This is a genomic window from Chryseobacterium daecheongense, assembly GCF_003729955.1.
GTDB classification, from domain to species: Bacteria; Bacteroidota; Bacteroidia; order Flavobacteriales; family Weeksellaceae; genus Chryseobacterium; species Chryseobacterium daecheongense.
This window is the reverse complement of the sequence record NZ_RJTX01000002.1, coordinates 218,365-238,721: the sequence shown is the minus strand read 5'-3', so window position 1 is coordinate 238,721 and position 20,357 is coordinate 218,365. Positions and strand designations below refer to the sequence as shown.

At 37.0% G+C, this 20,357-nt stretch carries 18 protein-coding genes; 13 read left to right on the top strand and 5 right to left on the bottom strand.

The features are described from left to right. Positions 1-76: 76 nt before the first annotated feature. The 7 genes from EGI05_RS09505 to EGI05_RS09475 all read left to right on the top strand — a co-directional run bounded on the left by EGI05_RS09505 (position 77) and on the right by EGI05_RS09475 (position 7,508). Complete coding sequence (locus EGI05_RS09505; RefSeq protein WP_123262830.1) at positions 77-1,264, top strand: homogentisate 1,2-dioxygenase; 1,188 nt, start codon at positions 77-79, stop codon at positions 1,262-1,264. A 39-nt stretch (positions 1,265-1,303) separates the two neighbouring features. Further along, positions 1,304-2,578 (top strand): acetyl-CoA hydrolase/transferase family protein, encoded by a 1,275-nt coding sequence (locus tag EGI05_RS09500; protein ID WP_123262829.1) that lies wholly within the window; start codon positions 1,304-1,306, stop codon positions 2,576-2,578. Between the two features lie 140 nt (positions 2,579-2,718). Continuing rightward, a complete protein-coding gene (locus EGI05_RS09495; protein ID WP_123262828.1) occupies positions 2,719-3,498 on the top strand; it encodes a hypothetical protein in 780 nt (259 codons plus the stop codon). A 231-nt stretch (positions 3,499-3,729) separates the two neighbouring features. After that, positions 3,730-4,860 carry a 4-hydroxyphenylpyruvate dioxygenase gene (gene hppD / locus EGI05_RS09490; protein ID WP_123262827.1) on the top strand — a complete coding sequence of 377 codons (1,131 nt, stop codon included), beginning with the start codon at positions 3,730-3,732 and terminating at the stop codon, positions 4,858-4,860. Between the two features lie 71 nt (positions 4,861-4,931). Beyond that, a complete protein-coding gene (locus EGI05_RS09485) occupies positions 4,932-5,390 on the top strand; it encodes a hypothetical protein (protein WP_123262826.1) in 459 nt (152 codons plus the stop codon). Between the two features lie 49 nt (positions 5,391-5,439). Continuing rightward, positions 5,440-6,687, top strand: coding sequence for a fumarylacetoacetase (gene fahA / locus EGI05_RS09480; protein ID WP_123262825.1), 1,248 nt, complete (start codon positions 5,440-5,442; stop codon positions 6,685-6,687). Continuing rightward, the gene (locus EGI05_RS09475; RefSeq protein ID WP_123262824.1) at positions 6,687-7,508 is read left to right on the top strand and encodes a flavin reductase family protein; all 822 of its coding nucleotides are present in this window, start codon (positions 6,687-6,689) and stop codon (positions 7,506-7,508) included. Before fahA ends, EGI05_RS09475 begins: the two co-directional genes overlap by 1 nt. A gap of 54 nt (positions 7,509-7,562) precedes the next feature. Here the strand turns inward: EGI05_RS09475 and EGI05_RS09470 are convergent, their stop codons facing one another. Beyond that, positions 7,563-8,378, bottom strand: a complete 816-nt coding sequence (locus EGI05_RS09470; protein ID WP_123262823.1) for a TerC family protein — start codon at positions 8,376-8,378, stop codon at positions 7,563-7,565. Between the two features lie 37 nt (positions 8,379-8,415). After that, complete coding sequence (locus EGI05_RS09465) at positions 8,416-9,255, bottom strand: alpha/beta hydrolase family protein (RefSeq protein ID WP_123262822.1); 840 nt, start codon at positions 9,253-9,255, stop codon at positions 8,416-8,418. Between the two features lie 115 nt (positions 9,256-9,370). On the opposite strand from EGI05_RS09465, the gene EGI05_RS09460 reads away from it, so the two are divergent. The 3 genes from EGI05_RS09460 to EGI05_RS09450 are packed head-to-tail and all read left to right on the top strand — an operon-like array spanning position 9,371 to position 11,555. Then, positions 9,371-10,144 (top strand): HipA family kinase, encoded by a 774-nt coding sequence (locus EGI05_RS09460; protein WP_123262821.1) that lies wholly within the window; start codon positions 9,371-9,373, stop codon positions 10,142-10,144. Beyond that, positions 10,131-10,514 carry a DUF3037 domain-containing protein gene (locus EGI05_RS09455; RefSeq protein WP_123262820.1) on the top strand — a complete coding sequence of 128 codons (384 nt, stop codon included), beginning with the start codon at positions 10,131-10,133 and terminating at the stop codon, positions 10,512-10,514. Before EGI05_RS09460 ends, EGI05_RS09455 begins: the two co-directional genes overlap by 14 nt. 21 nt (positions 10,515-10,535) lie before the next feature. Next, positions 10,536-11,555 (top strand): alpha/beta hydrolase, encoded by a 1,020-nt coding sequence (locus tag EGI05_RS09450; protein ID WP_123262819.1) that lies wholly within the window; start codon positions 10,536-10,538, stop codon positions 11,553-11,555. A 213-nt stretch (positions 11,556-11,768) separates the two neighbouring features. On the opposite strand, the gene EGI05_RS09445 is transcribed toward EGI05_RS09450, so the two are convergent. Continuing rightward, positions 11,769-14,102, bottom strand: coding sequence for an ATP-dependent helicase (locus tag EGI05_RS09445; protein ID WP_123262818.1), 2,334 nt, complete (start codon positions 14,100-14,102; stop codon positions 11,769-11,771). Between the two features lie 170 nt (positions 14,103-14,272). On the opposite strand from EGI05_RS09445, the gene EGI05_RS09440 reads away from it, so the two are divergent. From EGI05_RS09440 to secG, 3 genes are all read left to right on the top strand, one after another. After that, on the top strand, positions 14,273-15,586 hold the full coding sequence (locus EGI05_RS09440; RefSeq protein ID WP_123262817.1) for a M16 family metallopeptidase: 1,314 nt from the start codon (positions 14,273-14,275) through the stop codon (positions 15,584-15,586). A 51-nt stretch (positions 15,587-15,637) separates the two neighbouring features. Further along, positions 15,638-17,671 carry a M16 family metallopeptidase gene (locus EGI05_RS09435; RefSeq protein WP_123262816.1) on the top strand — a complete coding sequence of 678 codons (2,034 nt, stop codon included), beginning with the start codon at positions 15,638-15,640 and terminating at the stop codon, positions 17,669-17,671. A 134-nt stretch (positions 17,672-17,805) separates the two neighbouring features. Then, entirely contained in the window at positions 17,806-18,144 is a 339-nt protein-coding gene (secG, locus tag EGI05_RS09430) for a preprotein translocase subunit SecG (RefSeq protein WP_123262815.1), read from the top strand. Positions 18,145-18,204: 60 nt separating this feature from the next. Here secG and EGI05_RS09425 read toward each other — a convergent pair whose 3' ends face one another. Both EGI05_RS09425 and EGI05_RS09420 read right to left on the bottom strand, forming a co-directional pair. Beyond that, complete coding sequence (locus tag EGI05_RS09425; RefSeq protein WP_123262814.1) at positions 18,205-19,224, bottom strand: CgeB family protein; 1,020 nt, start codon at positions 19,222-19,224, stop codon at positions 18,205-18,207. Further along, complete coding sequence (locus tag EGI05_RS09420; protein ID WP_123262813.1) at positions 19,221-20,354, bottom strand: NAD-dependent epimerase/dehydratase family protein; 1,134 nt, start codon at positions 20,352-20,354, stop codon at positions 19,221-19,223. The genes EGI05_RS09425 and EGI05_RS09420 overlap by 4 nt, the downstream gene beginning before the upstream one ends. Between the last annotated feature and the right edge of the window lie 3 nt (positions 20,355-20,357).

Sequence of the window (20,357 nt, the reverse complement as noted above, 5' to 3'; positions counted from 1 at the left end):
CAAAACAACATGACAAATGTTGTTAAAATGAATTCATGAAAAATTATTAAATTTGAGAAACTACATTAAAAGTAAAATGAGATATCATCAATCGGGAAATATCCCACAAAAAAGACATACGATTTTTAAGTCTCCGGAAGATCAATTTTACTATGAGCAGCTTTTCGGAACGGAAGGTTTTCATGGTATTTCTTCTTTGCTGTATCATATCCACCGTCCTACCCAGATAAAATCCATCGGACCTGCAAAAGATGTTACACCAAAGATTGCTGTTGAGAAAAACATCACACCGAGAATGTTCAAGGGAATGGATGTTGCTCCTGAAGATGATTTCATGGACAGCCGAAAAATCCTTTTGATGAACAATGATCTGAAAATGGGATTGGCCAAGCCAAGAAAATCGATGGATTATTTCTATAAAAATGCGGAATGTGATGAGCTTTTATTTGTTCATCAGGGAAGCGGGGTTTTGAAAACTTTTGTGGGTGACTTAGAATTTTTCGTTGGTGATTATCTGATCATTCCAAGAGGAACCATTTATCAGGTTGAACTCAAATCTGATGACACTGTATTTTTCGTATTGGAAAGCCACTCTCCGATCTACACTCCGAAAAGATACAGAAACGAATTCGGACAGTTATTGGAACATTCTCCGTTCTGCGAAAGAGATATCGTGGCTCCTACTTTTGTAGAACCGAAAGATGAAAAAGGAGAATTTTTAATTAAAGTAAAAAAAGAAAACCAGATCACGGATTTCATCTACGCAACACATCCATTTGACGTGGTAGGCTGGGACGGTTATTTTTACCCCTATAAATTCAATATCAAGAATTTTGAGCCGATCACGGGAAGAATTCACCAACCGCCTCCGGTTCACCAGAACTTTGAAGGACACAATTTCGTGGTGTGCTCGTTCTGTGCAAGAATGTATGACTATCACCCGATGGCTATCCCTGCTCCTTACAACCATTCGAATATTGATTCTGATGAAGTTTTATTTTATACGGAAGGAGATTTCATGAGCCGTAATCATATCGATTTAATGGATTTCACGCTACACCCCGGAGGAATTGTTCATGGACCTCATCCTGGTGCAATGGAAAGAAGTATCGGTAAAAAATTCACAGAGGAATATGCCGTAATGGTTGACCCTTTCCGTCCTTTAAAAATCACGGAAGAGGCATTAAAAGTGGAGGATCCATCCTATAAAACTTCATGGTTAGAAGAAAACGATAAAACAATGGAAGATCGTTCGCAGGAATAATTTCATTACATCATCCCATTTCAAAAAAAAATATTCAATATGTACGATTATATTAGTGCAGAGGAAGCCATATATACTGTAAAAAGCGGAAACCGCATTTTCTTTCATGGAAGCGCGTGTACTCCGAACTACCTGATTGATGAGCTTGCAAGACAGTCTCACCGTCTCAAGAATGTGGAAATGGTATCCATCACGCAGCAAGGAAATGTAGAAATTGCAAAACCGGAATATAAAGACAGCTTTTTTATTAATTCCTTATTTGTTTCTACTCCTGTTCGTGACGCCGTCAATTCAGAAAGAGGAGATTTTGTTCCTGTATTTTTAAGCGAAATCCCGATTTTATTCAGAAAGAATATTTTACCACTGGATGTGGCACTGGTTACGGTTTCGCCACCAGACAAACATGGTTTCTGTACATTGGGAACTTCAGTAGATGTTGCCAGAGCTGCAGTGGATACTGCTAAAATAGTTGTTGCTATAGTAAATCCGAGAATGCCGAGAACTCATGGTGACGGAATGATCCACGTAAGCAGAATTCACAAATTAGTATGGCATGAAGAAGAACTTCCAACAGTAGATTACGGATCAAAAGTAGGCCCGGAAGAAATGCTGGTTGGGAAGAATGTTGCAGAGCTCATCGAAGACCGATCAACACTCCAGATGGGAATAGGAACCATTCCGGATGCTGTTCTGAAATGTTTGAACAATCACAAAGACCTGGGGGTTCACACAGAAATGTTGAGTGACGGAGTAATTGATCTGATCCAGAATGATGTGATCAACAATAAGTATAAAGGCTACAATGATAACAAAACCATTACAAGCTTCTGTTTCGGTACCAGGAAATTGTATGATTATGTGGATGATAACACAGTATTTGCTTTCAAAGATGTAAGTGATGTTAACTTCCCAATCAATATCATGCGGAATAAGAAAATGGTGGCAATCAATTCAGCTATTGAAATTGACCTTACCGGACAGGTTTGTGCAGATTCCATTGGAACATTACAATACAGCGGAATCGGAGGGCAGATGGATTTTATGAGAGGAGCCGCTTTAAGCGAAGAAGGAAAGCCTATCATTGCCATTACAGCAAGAACGAAGAAAGGAGTTTCCAGAATTGTTCCGTTCCTTAAACAAGGAGCCGGGGTGGTTACCACAAGAGGACACATTCATTACGTGGTTACAGAATACGGAACCGCTTACCTGTATGGAAAAAGCCTGCGTCAAAGAGCTCAGGAGCTGATCAGCATTGCACATCCCGACGATAGGGAAATGTTGGAAAAGGCAGCACATGAAAGATTTAAACATTGAAAAATTTACGTTAAATTTGCCCGTTTTATTAAATTATTTTTTCCATTAAAAAAAAATTACTGTATAAAACATATAGAAAAACATAAAAAGCTAAGGTTTTGGCAATATATTTGTTCAAACCCATCTAAAAAACTCACAAATTGAAAACCATTTATAATGCTATAAGGGAAGAAGTCGTGCGGCATCCTAAAGTGAAAAATTCTGTATTAGGAAATGTTAGCGAATGGAAAAGAAGCCATTACATTATTCTTTCCGAAATCATAAAAGAAGAATTATCCGAAGCCGAAGAACTGAAGGGAGGAAAAAAATTTGAAATTGGAAATACTATTTCGCATGTCACCCTGCAACGCTTTTTTGAAAATGATTACCAGGATAAAACCCACAATGATCTTAGATTCCTGAAAACTCTTGACAAAATCTGTATTTTCTTAGGATATAAAGACTTAAATGCTTACATACAATCCAATAAGGAAAACCGTCTGGACAATGAGCAGGACGACCATGCTTTTTTAACCAAAATCGTATACGATTATTGTGCTACTGTTTTTGAATTTTATAAGCAGTTTCCGGAACATCACCCTGAGATTTTCAAAGATCTTGTTTTTAAAGATTCCCCTTTCCTGGAAAGAGCAACCCATTTCAGCAAAGAGCTCTGCGAAAGAGATTTTAAACTGGTAACGAAAAACAACCGTTCCAATTACGAAGTATTCGACATTCATATTGTGACAGACGAGCCTGAAAAGAAAATATTAGAATCCCAGGAATTCTGGAATCTTCTGTTTAAAGTAGGAGAAACTGGTGAAGAACATTTTGTGAATCAACTGAATACCCAGATTTACTTCATTCGGAAAATAGATAATGTATGGAAAATATGGGATAACTATAATCCTGATGCCGGAAGATTGAATCATAAAAAATGAAAGCTGTAGTAAGGTACTACAGCTTTCTTGTTTCGAAATATTTTTTTATTCATTTGTTTTTGTGATTACAAATTTATACGTCTTCATTCCAATACAATAAACTTAAGCATACTTAAATGAACTTTTCTTTAAGTTTCCGTTAAGCATCTCTAACTAATTCCTGTTTCCGTTTTTCCCATTGCCAATATTTTCGTAATTTGCATACCCATAAAATAAAAGTAAAAAGAAAATATGTCAACACTTACATTTGCCGAAAAAATTGCTCAAGCAGAGAATTTTTTACCAATCAACGGTACAGATTACATTGAGTTTTATGTAGGAAATGCTAAACAGGCTGCCCACTTTTACAAAACCGCTTTCGGTTTTCAGTCTTTAGCATATGCAGGTCCTGAAACAGGAGTAAGAGACCGTGCATCTTATGTTCTTCAACAAGGAAAAATAAGACTGGTTCTTACAACAGGTCTTAAATCAGACTCACCAATCAGCGAACACGTAAAAAAACACGGTGATGGAGTAAAAATTTTGGCACTTTGGGTAGATGACGCATATAAGGCTTTTGAAGAGACTACAAAAAGAGGCGGAAAACCTTACCTTGAGCCCGTAACGTTAACTGACGAGAATGGTGAAGTAAGAATGTCCGGAATCTATACTTACGGTGAAACTGTTCACATGTTTGTAGAAAGAAAAAACTACACCGGTCCTTTCATGCCTGGATATGAAAAATGGGAAAGCGATTATAATCCTGAAGAAACAGGGTTATTATATGTAGACCACTGCGTAGGAAACGTAGACTGGAACAGAATGATCCCAACCGTAGAGTGGTATGAAAAAGTAATGGGATTCGTTAACATCCTTTCTTTTGATGACAAGCAGATCAACACAGAATATTCTGCATTGATGTCTAAAGTAATGTCTAATGGAAACGGATATGCCAAATTCCCTATCAACGAGCCTGCTGAAGGTAAGAAGAAATCCCAGGTAGAAGAATACCTTGATTTCTATGAAGGTGAAGGGGTTCAGCATATTGCTGTGGCAACAAAAGATATCATCCATACGGTAACTGAACTTAAAAAACGTGGTGTAGAGTTTTTATCCGCTCCACCAGAGGCTTATTACGAAATGGTTCCTGAAAGAGTGGGCCATATTGATGAAGATCTTAAAAAACTTCAGGACTTAGGTATACTTATTGATCATGATGAAGAAGGATACTTATTACAGATTTTTACCAAGCCTGTAGAAGACCGTCCTACTCTTTTCTTTGAAATCATTGAAAGACATGGTGCACAAAGCTTTGGTGCAGGTAACTTCAAAGCATTGTTCGAAGCATTGGAAAGAGAACAGGAAAGAAGAGGAAATCTTTAATTTTAAATATTAGTAGTGAGTTTTGTCAGGATGAAAAGTCTTGACAAAACTTTTTTATAAAACACATGCATATGAGAAAAATTTTCATTGGAATTTTATTTTTTGGAGCAACATTGGCTATAAAGGCACAATACGGCTCAATTAATGCAGTTCTTACCCGACTTGAAGAAAGAAAAGGAATCAATCAACATCTTGAAAGTGTAAGCATTGACAACAAAAAGTTTGTTTACATCAAAGATGCGGAAGACCATACAGAAAGGGATTTTATTATCATTAAAGGAAAGCAGGCTACATATGTGGAAGTTTTTGATGATAAGGCGACAGGAGAAACCAGTTCCAATGTTTTCACCGGCGATATTATCAGAAAAAAGAACATTATTTCCTTAAGAGCAGATATGCTTGAAAATAAAAAAGTTCCCATTCCGGTTACCAAAACCTTATTGTTGACCAAACAGGATAATATTCTTTATCTTATTGATGTCAATACCAAAGCAAGATGGATTGATGAGGCCTCTTTTTCAAAAAAATAATCAACCTTGAACTCAGAATATATTCTGATTCGCATTTAATTCAAATTATATGAAATCATTTGTAGAGTATTCCTCCCAATCGGATTTTTCTATACATAATATTCCTTTTGGAGTAGCAGTTTTTAATAAAGAATACATCGGGTGTTGTACTAGAATCGGAGATCAGGTTATTGATCTTGCGACGTTGTATGATCTTGGGTATTTCGAAGATATTGAAGGGCTTGACGATAATGTTTTTGAAGCCTACACTTTGAACGAATTTATTGAACTGGGTAAACCGGTGACCAATGCAGTACGTTCCAAAATACAACAATTGCTTTTAGAAGGCTCCATATTGTCTAAAGATCAAAAGACCATTGAAGAAGCATTCTATGACCTTGACAAGGTAAAAATGATGATGCCAGTTCACATTCCGAATTATACGGATTTTTACAGCAGCATTGAACATGCAACCAATGTGGGCAAAATGTTCCGCGATCCTGCGAATGCTTTGTTACCGAACTGGAAACATTTACCTGTAGGATATCACGGGAGAGCTTCTTCCATTGTAGTTTCAGGAACAGAGATCAATCGTCCGAAAGGCCAGATGAAACCTGCTGATGCGGACAAACCTGTTTTCGGGCCATGCAAACAGCTGGATTTTGAGCTGGAAATGGCTTTCATCATCAATAAGAATACTGAAATGGGCGAAAGCATTTCTACAAAAGACGCTGAAGATGCTATTTTCGGAATGGTGGTTTTCAATGACTGGTCTGCAAGAGATATCCAGTCTTGGGAATATGTTCCGCTTGGTCCCTTCTTGGCGAAGAATTTCGGTTCATCTATTTCCCCTTGGGTTGTTACCCTTGAAGCATTAGAACCATTCAGAACGGCTTCTCCTGTGCAGGATCCTGAAGTATTGGACTATTTAAAATTCGAAGGAGATAAAAACTACGATATCAACCTTGAAGTATATATTCAACCGGAAAACGGAGAACAAAACCTCATCTGCGAAAGCAATTATAAGCACATGTACTGGAATATGACCCAGCAATTGGCTCATCACACCGTAAACGGCTGTAACGTAGAAGTAGGTGATCTGTATGCAAGTGGTACGATTTCAGGAAGTGACCCTAAATCTTTCGGTTCTATGCTCGAGTTGACCTGGAGAGGACAACATCCTCTACAACTGAGCAACGGAGAAGAAAGAAAGTTCATCAATGACAATGATACAGTGACCATGAAAGCATGGGCTGAAAAAGATGGAGTGAGAGTTGGTTTCGGTGAAGTTTCCGGCAAAATTATTCCTGCGATTTAATGAAAACAGTAATTCCATCTGAAATATCACCGGTACAGCTGCAAACGATCATGCAAACCGCTATTGCGCCACGTCCTATTGCTTTAGCTTCTACCATAGATAAAAACGGAAATAGTAATCTATCTCCATTCAGTTTCTTCAATATGTTCAGTACGGTTCCGCCCGTTTTGATCTTCTCACCATCGAGAAGAGTTCGGGATAATACCACGAAACATACCTTGGAAAATGTTTTAGAAGTTCCTGAAGTAGTGATAGGAACCGTTAATTTTCCTATTGTACAGCAGATTTCTTTAGCCTCTACAGAATATGAAACCGGAGTGAATGAATTCATCAAATCCGGATTAACGATGAAAGATGCTGATCTGGTGAAACCAAAACTGATTGCCGAATGCCCCGTCAACTTTGAGTGCAAAGTTCTGGAGGTAAAATCTTTGGGAGATCAGGGAGGTGCCGGAAACCTTATCATCTGTGAAGTTCAGAAGATCCATATCAGGGAAGAATATCTGAATGAGCAGGGAGTTCCGGATCAGAAAAAACTGGATATGGTGGCCCGTTTAGGCGGAAATTGGTATTCGAGAAATAATGCAGATAATCTTTTTGAAGTTCCAAAACCGTTGGTTACCAAAGGAATCGGATTTGATCTTCTTCCGGATGCTATTAAATACAGTAAAGTATTCACAGGAAATGATTTGGGAATGTTAGCTAATGTAGAAGAATTACCTGGAAATAATTTCCATGCTGATGAACATATCCATCAGAATGCTCAGAAACTGTTATTAGAAAACAGGATTGAGGAAGCCTGGAAATTATTAATTATATAATTTCATTATAAAATAAAAAGCCTTCTTTTAAGAAGGCTTTTTTTATAATTATTCTTATTCTTCAATATCAAGATTGTCCTTCAGATCAGGATTCAGTTTTAAAGCTTTTTTCTGCTTGTTTCTGAAGTTGATATTCAATAACTCAACCAATAAACTGAATGCCAAACACGAATAAATAATATTCTTACTGATATGCTGATGAATTCCTTCTGCAACCAACATCACTCCGATCACCACAAGGAAAGACAAAGCCAGCATTTGCAGACTAGGGTGTTTATTGATAATTCTGGAGATCGGTCCGGCAAACATCATCATAATCGCTATAGAAATAATAACAGCAATAATCATAAGCACCACATTGTCTACCAATCCTACAGCCGTTAAAATAGAATCTAAAGAAAATACCATATCCACTAAGATAATCTGGATAATGACAGTGGTCAATAATCCCGAACCAGCCGATTTTGGAGCATGCTGAACTTCATGGATCTGCATTTTAGAATGAATCTCAAATGTACTTTTCAGAATCAGGAAAATACCTCCCGCGAGAAGGATAAGATCCTTCCAGCTCACCTGTAATGCCTGTTCCGTTCCCGGTTCATGAATAAATCCTATTGTAAGAACCGGCTCTTTCAATCCTATGATCCAGTTGATCATCAGCAACAACATTACTCTGAAGATCATAGCAAGGATCAAACCTATACTTCTTGCTCTTTTTTGTTGAACAGCAGGGAGCTTATTAGAAATGATTGAAATGAAAATAATATTATCCACTCCCAATACAATTTCCAGAAAAGTAAGCGTCAATAAACTGATCCAAATCTGAGGGTCTGCAAAATTGGGGAATTCCAGGGCTGAAAACAGATCCATATATTTTATTTTAAGGTATTATCAAAAATACGATTAATTACATATTCTGCTGAATAAAGTCAATGCATTTTTTGGTCAGAATATCTAAATCTGCAGGAAGATGCTTTTCTTCCCAAGGTTCTTTGGCTCCAAACGTATGATTGGCATTCTCAATTAAAAACAACTCGGAATTAGGGTTTAAAATATGCAGATGATGGGCGCTTTTTACACTTACGCTTTCATCATGAGTCCCATGAATAATTAAAAAATGAGCCATTGCCATTTCCGCTGCTCTTTCCACATCAAAACGAAGCGCATTTTGTTCAAAATCCTCATAAAATTGATAATAATGAGGCATTTCCTGTTTGGTTCTGCCATTTAAAACATAAAAAACTCCCCTTTCCTTCCACTTCTGAAGGTCCTTATCTTTCGGAAATCTTTCTAATGTATCAACACTGGCCAGCGTAATAAGCCCATTGATTCTTTCATCCTCAAATGTTTTGATCACAGCAATTCCTCCTCCTCTGCTGTGCCCTATAAGAATTACTTTTTGTTCATCCACTTTGGGATCTTTGATAAAATAATCAATAATAACATCCAAATCAGACAGTTCTTTAGAATAATTATTATTCCCGAATGCTCCCAGATCAGAAAAATGATATGGATCTTGAGTTGTAGTTCCGTTGTGAGAAAAATTAAATTTGACAAAGAAAAGTCCCGCTTCCGCAAACTTTTCCCCCATCAGATTCCATGCTCCCCAATCTTTATAGCCTTTATAGCCGTGAACAAAAATCACTAATGGTAATTTTTCATGGGTTTCAGGGTAAAATGCATCAGCCAAAAAATCTTTGGTTTCAGGATTGGAGATGATAATATTCTGCTTTTTGATAATATTCATATTGAAATTGTCTTGTTTTTAAAAATATTAAATTAAAATCAAATGGATAGACTAATTTTAATCTCATGACTCAATTTAAGTGAATAAAGAGGATTAAAAATCTTATTTTTGCTGTATGTTGGATCTAAGAACAGTCACTGTTATGCGTTATATTCTGCCCTTAAGAGAAGGAGGCTCTCTTCCGGCTTTGGCAGAAGCAGATGATGATTTTAAATATGTATTGAAATTCCGCGGCGCCGGTCATGGAGTAAAAATGTTGATTTCAGAGCTTCTAGGCGGGAAAATTACAGAAGTTTTAGGGTTGAAAATCCCTGAACTGGTTTTCGTCAACCTTGATGTGGATTTCGGAAGAACAGAAGCTGATGAAGAAATTCAGGACCTTTTGAAGTTTTCAGAAGGACTGAATCTGGGGCTACATTATCTTTCGGGATCGATAGCTTATGATCCGAGTGTGAAAATTGACCCACTTCTAGCTTCAAAAATCGTTTGGCTGGATGCTTTCATCACGAATATCGATCGTACTTTTAAAAATACGAATCTCTTGATGTGGCATAAGGAGCTTTGGGTGATTGATAACGGGGCATCCTTTTACTTTCATCATTCCTGGCAGAATTTTGACACCGCAGCAAAAACGCCTTTCAAATATGTGAAAGATCACGTTCTGCTTCCACAGGCTACAAAGCTTAATGAAGCAGACCAATTTGCACATGAAGTATTGAATGATACTGTTTTCAGGGAAATCGTTAACTTGATTCCTGAAGACTGGCTGCATTGGAACGATGCGGATGAAACTCCCGATGAAATCCGTGAAGTGTATTTTCAGTTTATGAAAACACGGTTAGAACATTCTCAAATTTTTGTAAACGAAGCTCAGCATGCAAGAGGATAAAATATACGAATACGCTGTAATCCGCCTGGTTCCTAAGGTTGAAAGAGAAGAATTTTTCAACATCGGGCTCGTTATGTTTTCCAAAAAAGAGAAATACATCCGTGTGGAATTTTATTTGTGTCCGGATAAATTCAAGCTCATGCACAGCAAACTGGATTATAACGATATCATCCAAAACCTGGTAAGTTTCCAGAAAATTGCCAATGGGGATAAAGATGGAGGACCTATTGCCCAATTGGAAATCCCCGAGCGTTTCCGTTGGTTAACAGCAGTGAGAAGCTCTGTTGTACAAACTTCGAGACCCCACCCCGGGAAATCTAAAGATCTGGATAAGACTTTTGGTAAACTTTTTGAGGAGTTAGTAAGATAACCCCACCAAAAAAATAATACTATGAAATCGACTATGAACAATACAATCTACAGGTTTTTTACAAACCTGTTTTTTGTTCTTATTTTTGCTGTATCTCATTGGGGATATTCTCAAAACCTGATACAGCCTGAAATACAAAAAAGCACCCTTCTTTTCGAAAAAACCGCAGTTTCTGAAGACCTTACTTATAAAATGAGTGAAAAAGGCAGTCCCGTTCTCCTAGATATATATACTCCAAAAATTACCGGCAATACAAAAATCCCTGTGGTCATTTATGTACATGGAGGGGGATGGGTGGAAGGAGACAAAACCATTCGTGCCGACAGTTATATAGAAAATACTATTTTAAAGCTGACAGAGAAGCAATATGCTGTTATCAGCATCAATTACACTTTACTGGATGAAAGCACTCATTTCCCTACTCCAGTTGAGGACACCAAAGATGTGGTAAGATGGGTACGGAAAAATGCAGGAAAATATAATTTCGACACGAACAATATAGGATTTTTTGGAACTTCCGCAGGAGCTCATTTATCAATGCTTTCTGCGTATACTCCGGATACAGAGTTTGTAGGTGACCCTGAGTTGTCAAAATATTCCGGAAAAGTGAATTATGTAATCGATAATTTCGGGCCTTCCGATATGAACAGTCTTTTGCATACCCGTACCGGAAAAATTCCCGTTTTTTTCATCGGATTATTTTCAAAGAAAATTGTGGACCTGAGAGAAAAGCTGGTTTTGGGAATTACCGGCTATGACATCAAAAAAGATAAGAGGAAAGTGGTGGAGTACTGCAAAACCATTTCCCCGATAAGTTATGTGAATGATGGAGTCCCAACTTTGATCATTCAGGGAAATAAAGATCAGGTAGTTCCGTTGAAACAATCCAAAAAGCTTCATAGAAAACTTAAAAAAGAAGGGGTACAAAATACCTTGACTATTGTGGAAGATGGTTTACACGGTTTCAGAACGACAGAGAAAGCCGAATTAGATAAAATTGTAGAGGAAATGGTGAGTTTTATTGTTTCGCAGAAGAAATAAAATATAGACCTATTTATATTTTGAAACCGCAAAAGACACAAAAATTCTTAAATACTTAAATTTATTTGAAGTTACTTTATATTATGTTCAATAAAGAACACAAAGATTTTATCTTTTGCAAATGTTTCATTTTCAAATATTAGCTTTTGTGTCTTTTGCGGTTCAAACAATTCTATAAAAACGGATTCATTTTTTGAATCCGTTTTTATATTTTTAAATTTTAGTCAATTTTGCAAACTTCAAAATAAGATTTTTCTCGCCTTCATGCTGGAAAATCACTTTCGCTTTGATATTCTGTGGATCTGTTCCATCCAGGAAAGTCACTTCCCCAATTCCAAAACGGTCGTGTCTCACTTTATCTCCTACTTCAATATCCTGGGAAGAAGCTCCGCTAGGATTAATGATTTTAGCAGTACTTACAGGTTTCAGTTTTCTTGGTTCTGCAATGGGTTTTGAGCTTTCCCCTCTTTCGATGGTTTTCTTCTCCACTTTTTTGAAGCTTCTTGCTTCAGTAGGATATTCATCAAAAATGTTGGACTTGATTCCTGAGTTATTGATGAAACGTTTTTCAATGGCCGGATTGACAAATTCTATAAATTCTTCATCAATCTCACTTAAGAATCTTGAAGGTTCCGCATCCGTAATTTTTCCCCATTGGAAACGTGAAACTGCATAAGAGAAAAACACCTGTTTTTCTGCTCTGGTTAATGCCACATAAAATAAACGCCGCTCTTCTTCCAGATCTTCTCTTGTTGCAGAACTCATAAAGCTCGGAAAAAGATTTTCTTCAAGCCCCACCAAATGAACTACCGGAAACTCCAGTCCTTTGGAAAGGTGAATAGTCATTAAAGAAACCATGTCTTCATCATTCTCCTTATCCTGTGTATCCGCGGAAAGGGCAATATTTTCAAGGAAATTGGATAAACTCGGATCTCCGTCTTCCAGCTGCATTTGCTCTTCAATGAATCCCTGCATAGAGTTCATCAATTCCTGAACGTTTTCCACACGGGAAATTCCTTCCGGAGTCTGGTCATCTTTTAAAAACTTGATCAATCCGCTTCGTTTAGCCACTTCCATTGCCACATTATAAGCAGTTTCAGTCTTCAACAATACCTGGAATGCCTTGATCATAGACCAGAAATCATTCAGTTTGGTTATCACTCCATTATTAAATCCTAAATGAGGTGCATACATCGGAAGATTATCCAATACTTTGGAGACCGACACATTTTGTGAATCTGCAAAAACGATCAGCTTATTCTGAGTGGTATCGCCAATTCCTCTTGCAGGATAATTAATGATCCTCATTAATGCTTCGGAATCATTTTCATTGATCAGAAGTCGAAGGTAAGCCAATAGATCTTTGACCTCTTTTCTTTGATAGAAAGACAAGCCTCCATAGACTTTATAAGGAATATTTTTACGTCTCAACGCGTCCTCAAAAGCACGGGTCTGAGAGTTGGTTCTGTATAAAATGGCAAAATCGCTGTATTTTCTCTGATCTCTGTTGCGAAGTTCCCAGATATTTCCGGCTACGAAATTGGCTTCATCCGCATCGGAAAGAGAGCGGTATACTTTGATTTTATCTCCCTGTTCGTTATCACTGAAAACATTTTTCTTGAATTGCTGCAGGTTTTTGGCAATCACCACATTGGCTGCATTTACAATATTTTGGGTGGAGCGGTAATTTTGTTCAAGGGAAACTGTTTTCGCGTCCGGATAATCTTTCTTAAAATTTAAGATATTATAAATATTGGCTCCACGGAAAGAGTAAATAGATTGCGCATCATCTCCTACCACACAGATATTTTCAAATTTTGAAGCTAATGCTTTTACAATAAGATACTGAGAATGGTTCGTATCCTGATACTCATCCACCAGAATGTATCTGAATCTGTCCTGATATTTTGCCAGTACTTCAGGAAAACGGGTTAGCAATTCATTAGTTTTTAACAATAAGTCGTCAAAATCCATCGCTCCGTTTCTGAAACAGGCTTCCACATATTTCTGATAGATCTGCCCAATGAATTTCATATTCGCTTTTTCATCTGCTTCAATAAGCTCAGGATTGTTGAAATAAGCTTTTACGGTGATCAGGTTGTTTTTATAGGTAGAAATTCTGGCCTGTACTTTTTTAGGTTTATAGAGATCGGCATCAATACTCATGTCTTTCAACACTTTTTTGATAACGTTCAAAGCATCCTGCTGATCATAAATGGTGAAGTTGGAAGGATATCCTAAATAATGGGCTTCACTTCTCAAAATTCTAGCAAAAACGGAGTGGAAGGTACCCATCCAAAGGCTTCTTGCATTGCTGTCTCCTACTACTTTGGCGATACGTTCTTTCATTTCACGTGCCGCCTTATTGGTAAATGTAAGGGCCAGGATATTGAAAGGGTCTACTCCATTCGTGATCAAATGAGCGATACGCATGGTCAGCACACGTGTTTTTCCTGAACCTGCTCCTGCAAGAACCATCAATGGTCCCTGTAATGTGGTAACAGCCTCAAATTGTGATTCATTCAGTCCTTTCAGATAATCCTCCATACAGCAAAAAAATTTGGAACACAAAATTAATGTATTAAAAGGAGAATTCAAATTTTTAAAAGTGCGCTGTCAGATATTTAACAAAATCTGTTTTTAATGAAAATAATCATATCAGTATTGTAACATTTAGCTTATTTTTGACACTAATTGACAAAACAATTTCTACTATAATGAAAAAACGACTTCTTTCTGTTGCTGCTGCAGCTTTCTTTGGGATGGCTTTGAACGCACAACAAATTAAATTCGAAGAGTATGACTTACCAAATGGTTTACACGTAATTCTTCATCAGGATAATTCCGCACCTGTAGTTACTACAGGAGTAATGTACCACGTAGGTGCTAAAGATGAAGTAAAAGGAAGAACCGGTTTTGCTCACTTCTTCGAACATCTTTTATTTGAAGGAACGCCAAACATCAAGAGAGGTGACTGGTTCAAGATTGTTTCTTCCAACGGAGGACAAAACAATGCGAACACTACGAATGACAGAACATATTACTATGAAACTTTCCCTTCCAACAACGAGCAATTAGGACTTTGGATGGAAGCTGAAAGAATGCGTCATGCAGTGATCAACCAAATTGGTGTAGATACTCAAAGAGAAGTAGTAAAAGAAGAAAAGAGATTGAGAATGGATAACCAGCCTTATGGAAATCTTTTCACAACTATTCAAAAGAATCTATTTACCAATCACCCATACAACTGGCCGACTATCGGTTCTATGGAGGATCTGAATGCAGCTAAGCTAGATGAGTTTATTGCATTCTATAAAAAATTCTATGTTCCTAATAATGCTACGTTAGTGGTTGCAGGAGATATCAAGCCTGAGCAGACTAAAAAGTGGATCCAGGAATATTACGGAGGAATTCCAAAAGGGACCGTTTACCCTAAAAACTTCCCTAAAGATACCCCAATCACTCAGGAAAAAGAAGTTACAGCTACAGATCCTAACATCCAGCTTCCTGCTTATGTTTTCGCTTACAGAACTCCGGGAAATAAAGAAAAAGATGCATACATCTTAGATATGCTTTCTTCTTATTTAAGCAGCGGAAAATCTTCTGTATTATATAAAAAATTAGTAGATCAGGATAAGAAAGCGCTTCAGGTAGCGGCTTTCAACCAAGGTCTTGAGGATTATGGTATTTTCGCATTCTTTGCGATCCCAATGGGACAAACTACCAAGCAAACGTTACAAACTGATATTGATGCTGAGATCAAGAAACTTCAGACTACCTTAATTTCTGAGGAGGATTATCAGAAACTTCAGAATCAGTATGAAAACCAGTTCGTTAACGCTAACTCAAGTATTCAGGGAATTGCTGCTTCATTGGCAACAAACCACGTATTGATGGGAGATACTAACCTAATCAACAAGGAAATCGACATTTACAGATCTATCACAAGACAGGATCTTCAAAATGCGGCTAAAAAGTATTTGAATTCTAATCAAAGAATAATCATTAATTACGTACCTGAAAAAAAATAATCTCTAAAACTTAGGTTTTAACAGATGATTTTCAAAAAATAATTTTTTACAATGAAAAAGCAATTAACATATATAGCGGTAGCGTTCTTATTTACAGGGATGCTTTCAGCACAAAAAATTGACCTTAATGCAATGCCAAAACCAGGGCCTACCCCTGCGATCAATATTGCTAAGCCAAAAACTTTCCAATTGAGCAACGGACTTACTGTAATGGTAGTGGAAAACAATAAGTTACCAAGAGTAAGTGCTAACCTTTCTATGGACAGACCTCCATACTACGAAGGAGATGTGACCGGAGTAAGCCAGATCATGGCAGAACAGCTTGAAAATGGGACAAAGAACATCAGCAAAGATGACTTCAATAAAAAAGTAGATTTCTTAGGAGCTAGCTTAAACTTTAACTCAGGAGGTGCTTTTGCAAACTCTCTTTCCAAATATTTCCCTGAAGTTTTAGGATTAATGGCAGACGCTGTTATCAACCCTAACTTTTCGGCTAAAGAGATCCAGGATTCAAAAGAAAGAGCGATTGAAGGATTAAAATCTGAAGAGAAAAACGCTTCATCTATCGCTGATAAAGTTTCAAGAGCTTTGATGTATGGAAAGAATACATCAAGAGGAGAATTTGAAACTGTAGAATCTATCAACAAAATTCAATTGGCTGATGTACAAAATGTTTACAACAAATATTACGCTCCGGACAATGCTTATTTAGTAATTGTTGGAGATGTAAAATTCGACCAGGTGAAATCTTTGGTTGAAAAAACGTTCAGCGGATGGAAAAAATCGAATACCAAGTTTGCAGCTTTAGAACCTGCATCTAATGTGGCTAAAACTGAAATTAACGTTGTAGATGTTCCTTCAGCAGTACAGTCTGTTGTATCGGTGAATAACCTGAACAACCTTAAAATGAAGGATCCTAATTACTTTGCAGCTACAATTGCCAACTACATCTTAGGTGGTGGTGGTGAAGCTAGACTTTTCATGAACCTTCGTGAGAAGAACGGATTTACTTATGGTGCTTATTCAAGCTTAAGCGCAAGCAAATACTCTCCTGAATTCTCAGCTGAAGCAAGCGTAAGAAATGAAGTTACGGATAAAGCGGTTAAGGAATTTATGAATGAGCTTAACGCTATTTCTACTGTAAAACCGGAAGAATTGGAAAATGCTAAAGCTAAATTGAAAGGTTCTTTCATTATGTCTTTAGAACAGCCGGCTACAATTGCAAGATTTGCCTTGAACCAAAAAGTTCAGGATCTTCCTGCTGATTTCTATACAAATTATCTGAAGTCTATCGACAAAGTAACAGCAGCTGATGTTTCTAATGCTGTAAAAACAACTATTTTACCAAACCAAAGCAGAATTTTCATCGCTGGTAAAGCTTCTGATATCTCTGAAGGATTGGAGAAATTAGGATATCCTGTAAAATATTTCGATAAAGAAGCTAATCCTGTTGCAAAGCCAACTGCTCAGAAAGTAGATGCAAGCGTAACAATCGGATCTGTGGCAGATAAATACATCAACGCCATCGGTGGTCTTGCTGCGGTTCAGAAAGTAACGTCTATTTCTTCTGATGCTACTACCAAAGTACAGGGAATGGATATGAATATGAAAATGATCCAGGCCAAAGGCGGTAAAATGGCCATGAACATCAGCATGATGGGAAATACGGTTCAAAAAATCGTTTTTGACGGAAAAGACGGTTATATGGAAGCTCAAGGACAAAAAATGCCTTTGAACGACAAGCAGAAAGCTGAAATGGTTAAAGACACTGAGCTTTTCCCTGAATTAACTTTTGCTAAATCTCCTGAGTATAAACTGGCAGGAATCGAAAAGTATAATAATGAAGATTCTTATGTGGTAAAAGGCGGTAAAACAACCTACTATTACAGCGTAAAAACAGGATTAAAAACCGGAGAGGTAAAAGCTGGAGAAGGAGGATCAGTTCCTACAAGCTATGCAGATTATAAAGATGTATCAGGCGTTAAGCTTCCTTACACCATCATACAGAATATGGGTGGAATGGATATTAACTTAACAGTAAAATCTTACCAGATCAACCAAGCTAAAGATTCTGATTTTAAATAAGAACAGTCTTATATGTATGGAAAAAGCGGCAACAAATGTTGCCGCTTTTATTTTTATCAATATTTGATGATATCTTTTTTTGTTGTTCGATAAAAAAAGACTAAATTTGCCCATTCAAAAAGATATCAGAATTAATGGATACTATATTTACACTATTGATGGTTCTTGTTATGATTGCAAGTGTTTTACTTGTAATTATCATTATGGCTCAAAATCCAAAAGGTGGGGGTCTTTCCAGCACTTTCGGAGGTGCATCATCTGCACAATTTGGAGTACAAAGAACCAATGACTTCATGGAGAAAGCGACATGGACATTAGGAACTGTGATCATCGTTCTTATCCTTTTAAGTGTTGTCATTACTGGTAAACCATCACAAGTGGCTCCAACACAGCAACAGCCAGTGAAGAAAGAAGCTCCTGCACAATCTGCTCCGGCTTCTCAAACCACAACTCCTGTGAAGCCAACTAAATAAGAATATTATTTTACATCATAAAAAAAGCAACTCGTTGAGTTGCTTTTTTATTTCATCTATTCAGACATTCCAATAAGAATCCTGGTCTTTGAAAAACAGACATTCGATAAACGAATCCAAAGACATCATATAAAGGATCTTTTCATCTATCCCGGAAAAGGCTTCAGTAAAAAAATCGGGACGTAATTCCACATTTTCCCGGTCAATAATTAAAATATTATTCGGATTATAAAAAGGGTAATTCCTGATATCTTCATTTGTTGTTATTAATTTTCTTCCAGCAGCAAGCACTTCAAACGTTCTAATGGTTAATCCGTTTTGAAAGGGCTTATTAATATCCAATACTGCTTTCGATTTTTTATAGTAGTCAATGATTTGCTCATGATTCAGCTTTTCAAAACTGACTTTTTTAAGATCAAATTGCTTCATATTTTTATCAAAAAGTTTTTTGAGCTTGAAAGCCGTTCTTCCCATCGCATAATAATAAAAAAAGGACTTCAGGCTAAGCTTATCTGCCACTGATTTCACTTTTTCCCCAACCACATACCGGTCTGTGTGAGCACTTCCGATAAATACGACATCATGCTCAAAATCCTGAAATTCATGATTTGAATCTCTATATTCATCCAGATAAAATAAGGGTCTGAAATGCAAATTATACTTTTGAGTATCACTCCGTTCAAACGTGAATTTTTTATCAAAATATTGTAAATTAGAAATCAAAAGAGGATATTCCGTCAATGGATCAAAATTATAATGAATCATTTCCATGTGTGGATTATTTCTTTTAATTTCTTCAAGGAAAAAAGCAGGAGTGGCTTCTCCTTTGATCAAAAGAAAATAATCATATTTCTTTCCTTGAATTTCTTCTAAAATCTTTTTATAATATTTATGAATCTGTAATTGGTACAGCTTTTTATTAAAACGGATGATTCCTTTTGAAAAATTAGAATTAGAAGGCCTTTCATCATAAAAATCAACCTTTGCACCTAGTTCGGATAGTCTTTTTGCAATGGCTCTTTCATATTTAAAAAAGCTCACGGATAAGAAAAGTATCTTTTTATCTTTTAAGCTGATCATTTTAAAAGCCCTTTAACTTTCATCTCTTCAAGAGATTCTTTGAATTTCACATCTCTGATGTTCTGTTGCAGAACCCAATTGGTAAACTTTCCTATTCCTTCTTCAAAAGATATCCGGGGTTGAAAATTTAACCTGGATTTAATTTTACTGATATCTGCAAAATTATGTCGGATATCTCCCAAACGAAATTGTCCGGAAACATTGATTTCAAAATCCCTGTTGTAAAACTTTTTTAAATTCTCCGCAACGGTAATTACATCTGTAGGAATTCCCGTCCCTACATTAAACACTTCTCCATCGGCTGCATCATTTTCGATACACTTCACAACGGCTTCTACCGCATCATCAACATGAATGAAGTCTCTGGACTCTTTTCCGTCTTCAAAAACGTTGATATCATTTCCGTTAAGGATTTGCGATGAAAAGATGGATAATATTCCCGTATAAGGATTTAATAATGACTGTCCTTCTCCATAAACGTTTTGAAATCTTACAGCAACAGGTGCTACTCCCATGGAAGAACAGGCCGTCATCACCATTTGTTCCTGGGTATATTTGGTAATCCCGTAAATGGATGTAGGATGTATCTTAGATTCTTCATCGGTCGGAAGTGCCTTAAGAAACTGCCCGTCAGGGTATTGTATTTCGAAATGTCCTTTTCTCATTTCCTCTACATTTCTTGGTTTAGGATAGATAAGTCCTAATTCCGGATGAAGATATTTTCCTTCCCCATATACTGCTCTGGAAGAAGCAATGATCACCTTTTTAACATGATGGGGTTTATTCACCAAAAGATCCAGCATTTTTGCCGTCCCGGATACATTGACGCTTGTATATTTTTCAATCTGATACATTGATTGTCCCGTCCCTGTTTCCGCAGCCAAATGCACAATGACATCCTGCCCCTTAATAGCTTTTTCCCAATCTTCAGGACGAACCACGTCACCATTAATGAAATTAACCTGCCCTACAATACTTTTATACAAAGGAGAATCTGTTTCTGGATTCTTCCCATGAATTTGTGAAGAGAGGTTATCTATAACGGTGATTTCATATCCTTTCTTCTTAAGTTGTAAAGACAGCTTGCTTCCAATGAATCCAGCTCCTCCTGTGATTAAAATATTTTTCATACA

Coding starts and splice junctions, on each gene's coding strand:
- EGI05_RS09505 (WP_123262830.1), top strand. CDS start 77: ATGAGATATCATCAATCGGGAAATATCCCACAAAAAAGACATACGATT.
- EGI05_RS09500 (WP_123262829.1), top strand. CDS start 1,304: ATGTACGATTATATTAGTGCAGAGGAAGCCATATATACTGTAAAAAGC.
- hppD (WP_123262827.1), top strand. CDS start 3,730: ATGTCAACACTTACATTTGCCGAAAAAATTGCTCAAGCAGAGAATTTT.
- EGI05_RS09485 (WP_123262826.1), top strand. CDS start 4,932: ATGAGAAAAATTTTCATTGGAATTTTATTTTTTGGAGCAACATTGGCT.
- fahA (WP_123262825.1), top strand. CDS start 5,440: ATGAAATCATTTGTAGAGTATTCCTCCCAATCGGATTTTTCTATACAT.
- EGI05_RS09475 (WP_123262824.1), top strand. CDS start 6,687: ATGAAAACAGTAATTCCATCTGAAATATCACCGGTACAGCTGCAAACG.
- EGI05_RS09470 (WP_123262823.1), bottom strand. CDS start 8,378: ATGGATCTGTTTTCAGCCCTGGAATTCCCCAATTTTGCAGACCCTCAG.
- EGI05_RS09465 (WP_123262822.1), bottom strand. CDS start 9,255: ATGAATATTATCAAAAAGCAGAATATTATCATCTCCAATCCTGAAACC.
- EGI05_RS09460 (WP_123262821.1), top strand. CDS start 9,371: ATGTTGGATCTAAGAACAGTCACTGTTATGCGTTATATTCTGCCCTTA.
- EGI05_RS09455 (WP_123262820.1), top strand. CDS start 10,131: ATGCAAGAGGATAAAATATACGAATACGCTGTAATCCGCCTGGTTCCT.
- EGI05_RS09450 (WP_123262819.1), top strand. CDS start 10,536: ATGAAATCGACTATGAACAATACAATCTACAGGTTTTTTACAAACCTG.
- EGI05_RS09445 (WP_123262818.1), bottom strand. CDS start 14,102: ATGGAGGATTATCTGAAAGGACTGAATGAATCACAATTTGAGGCTGTT.
- EGI05_RS09440 (WP_123262817.1), top strand. CDS start 14,273: ATGAAAAAACGACTTCTTTCTGTTGCTGCTGCAGCTTTCTTTGGGATG.
- EGI05_RS09435 (WP_123262816.1), top strand. CDS start 15,638: ATGAAAAAGCAATTAACATATATAGCGGTAGCGTTCTTATTTACAGGG.
- secG (WP_123262815.1), top strand. CDS start 17,806: ATGGATACTATATTTACACTATTGATGGTTCTTGTTATGATTGCAAGT.
- EGI05_RS09425 (WP_123262814.1), bottom strand. CDS start 19,224: ATGATCAGCTTAAAAGATAAAAAGATACTTTTCTTATCCGTGAGCTTT.
- EGI05_RS09420 (WP_123262813.1), bottom strand. CDS start 20,354: ATGAAAAATATTTTAATCACAGGAGGAGCTGGATTCATTGGAAGCAAG.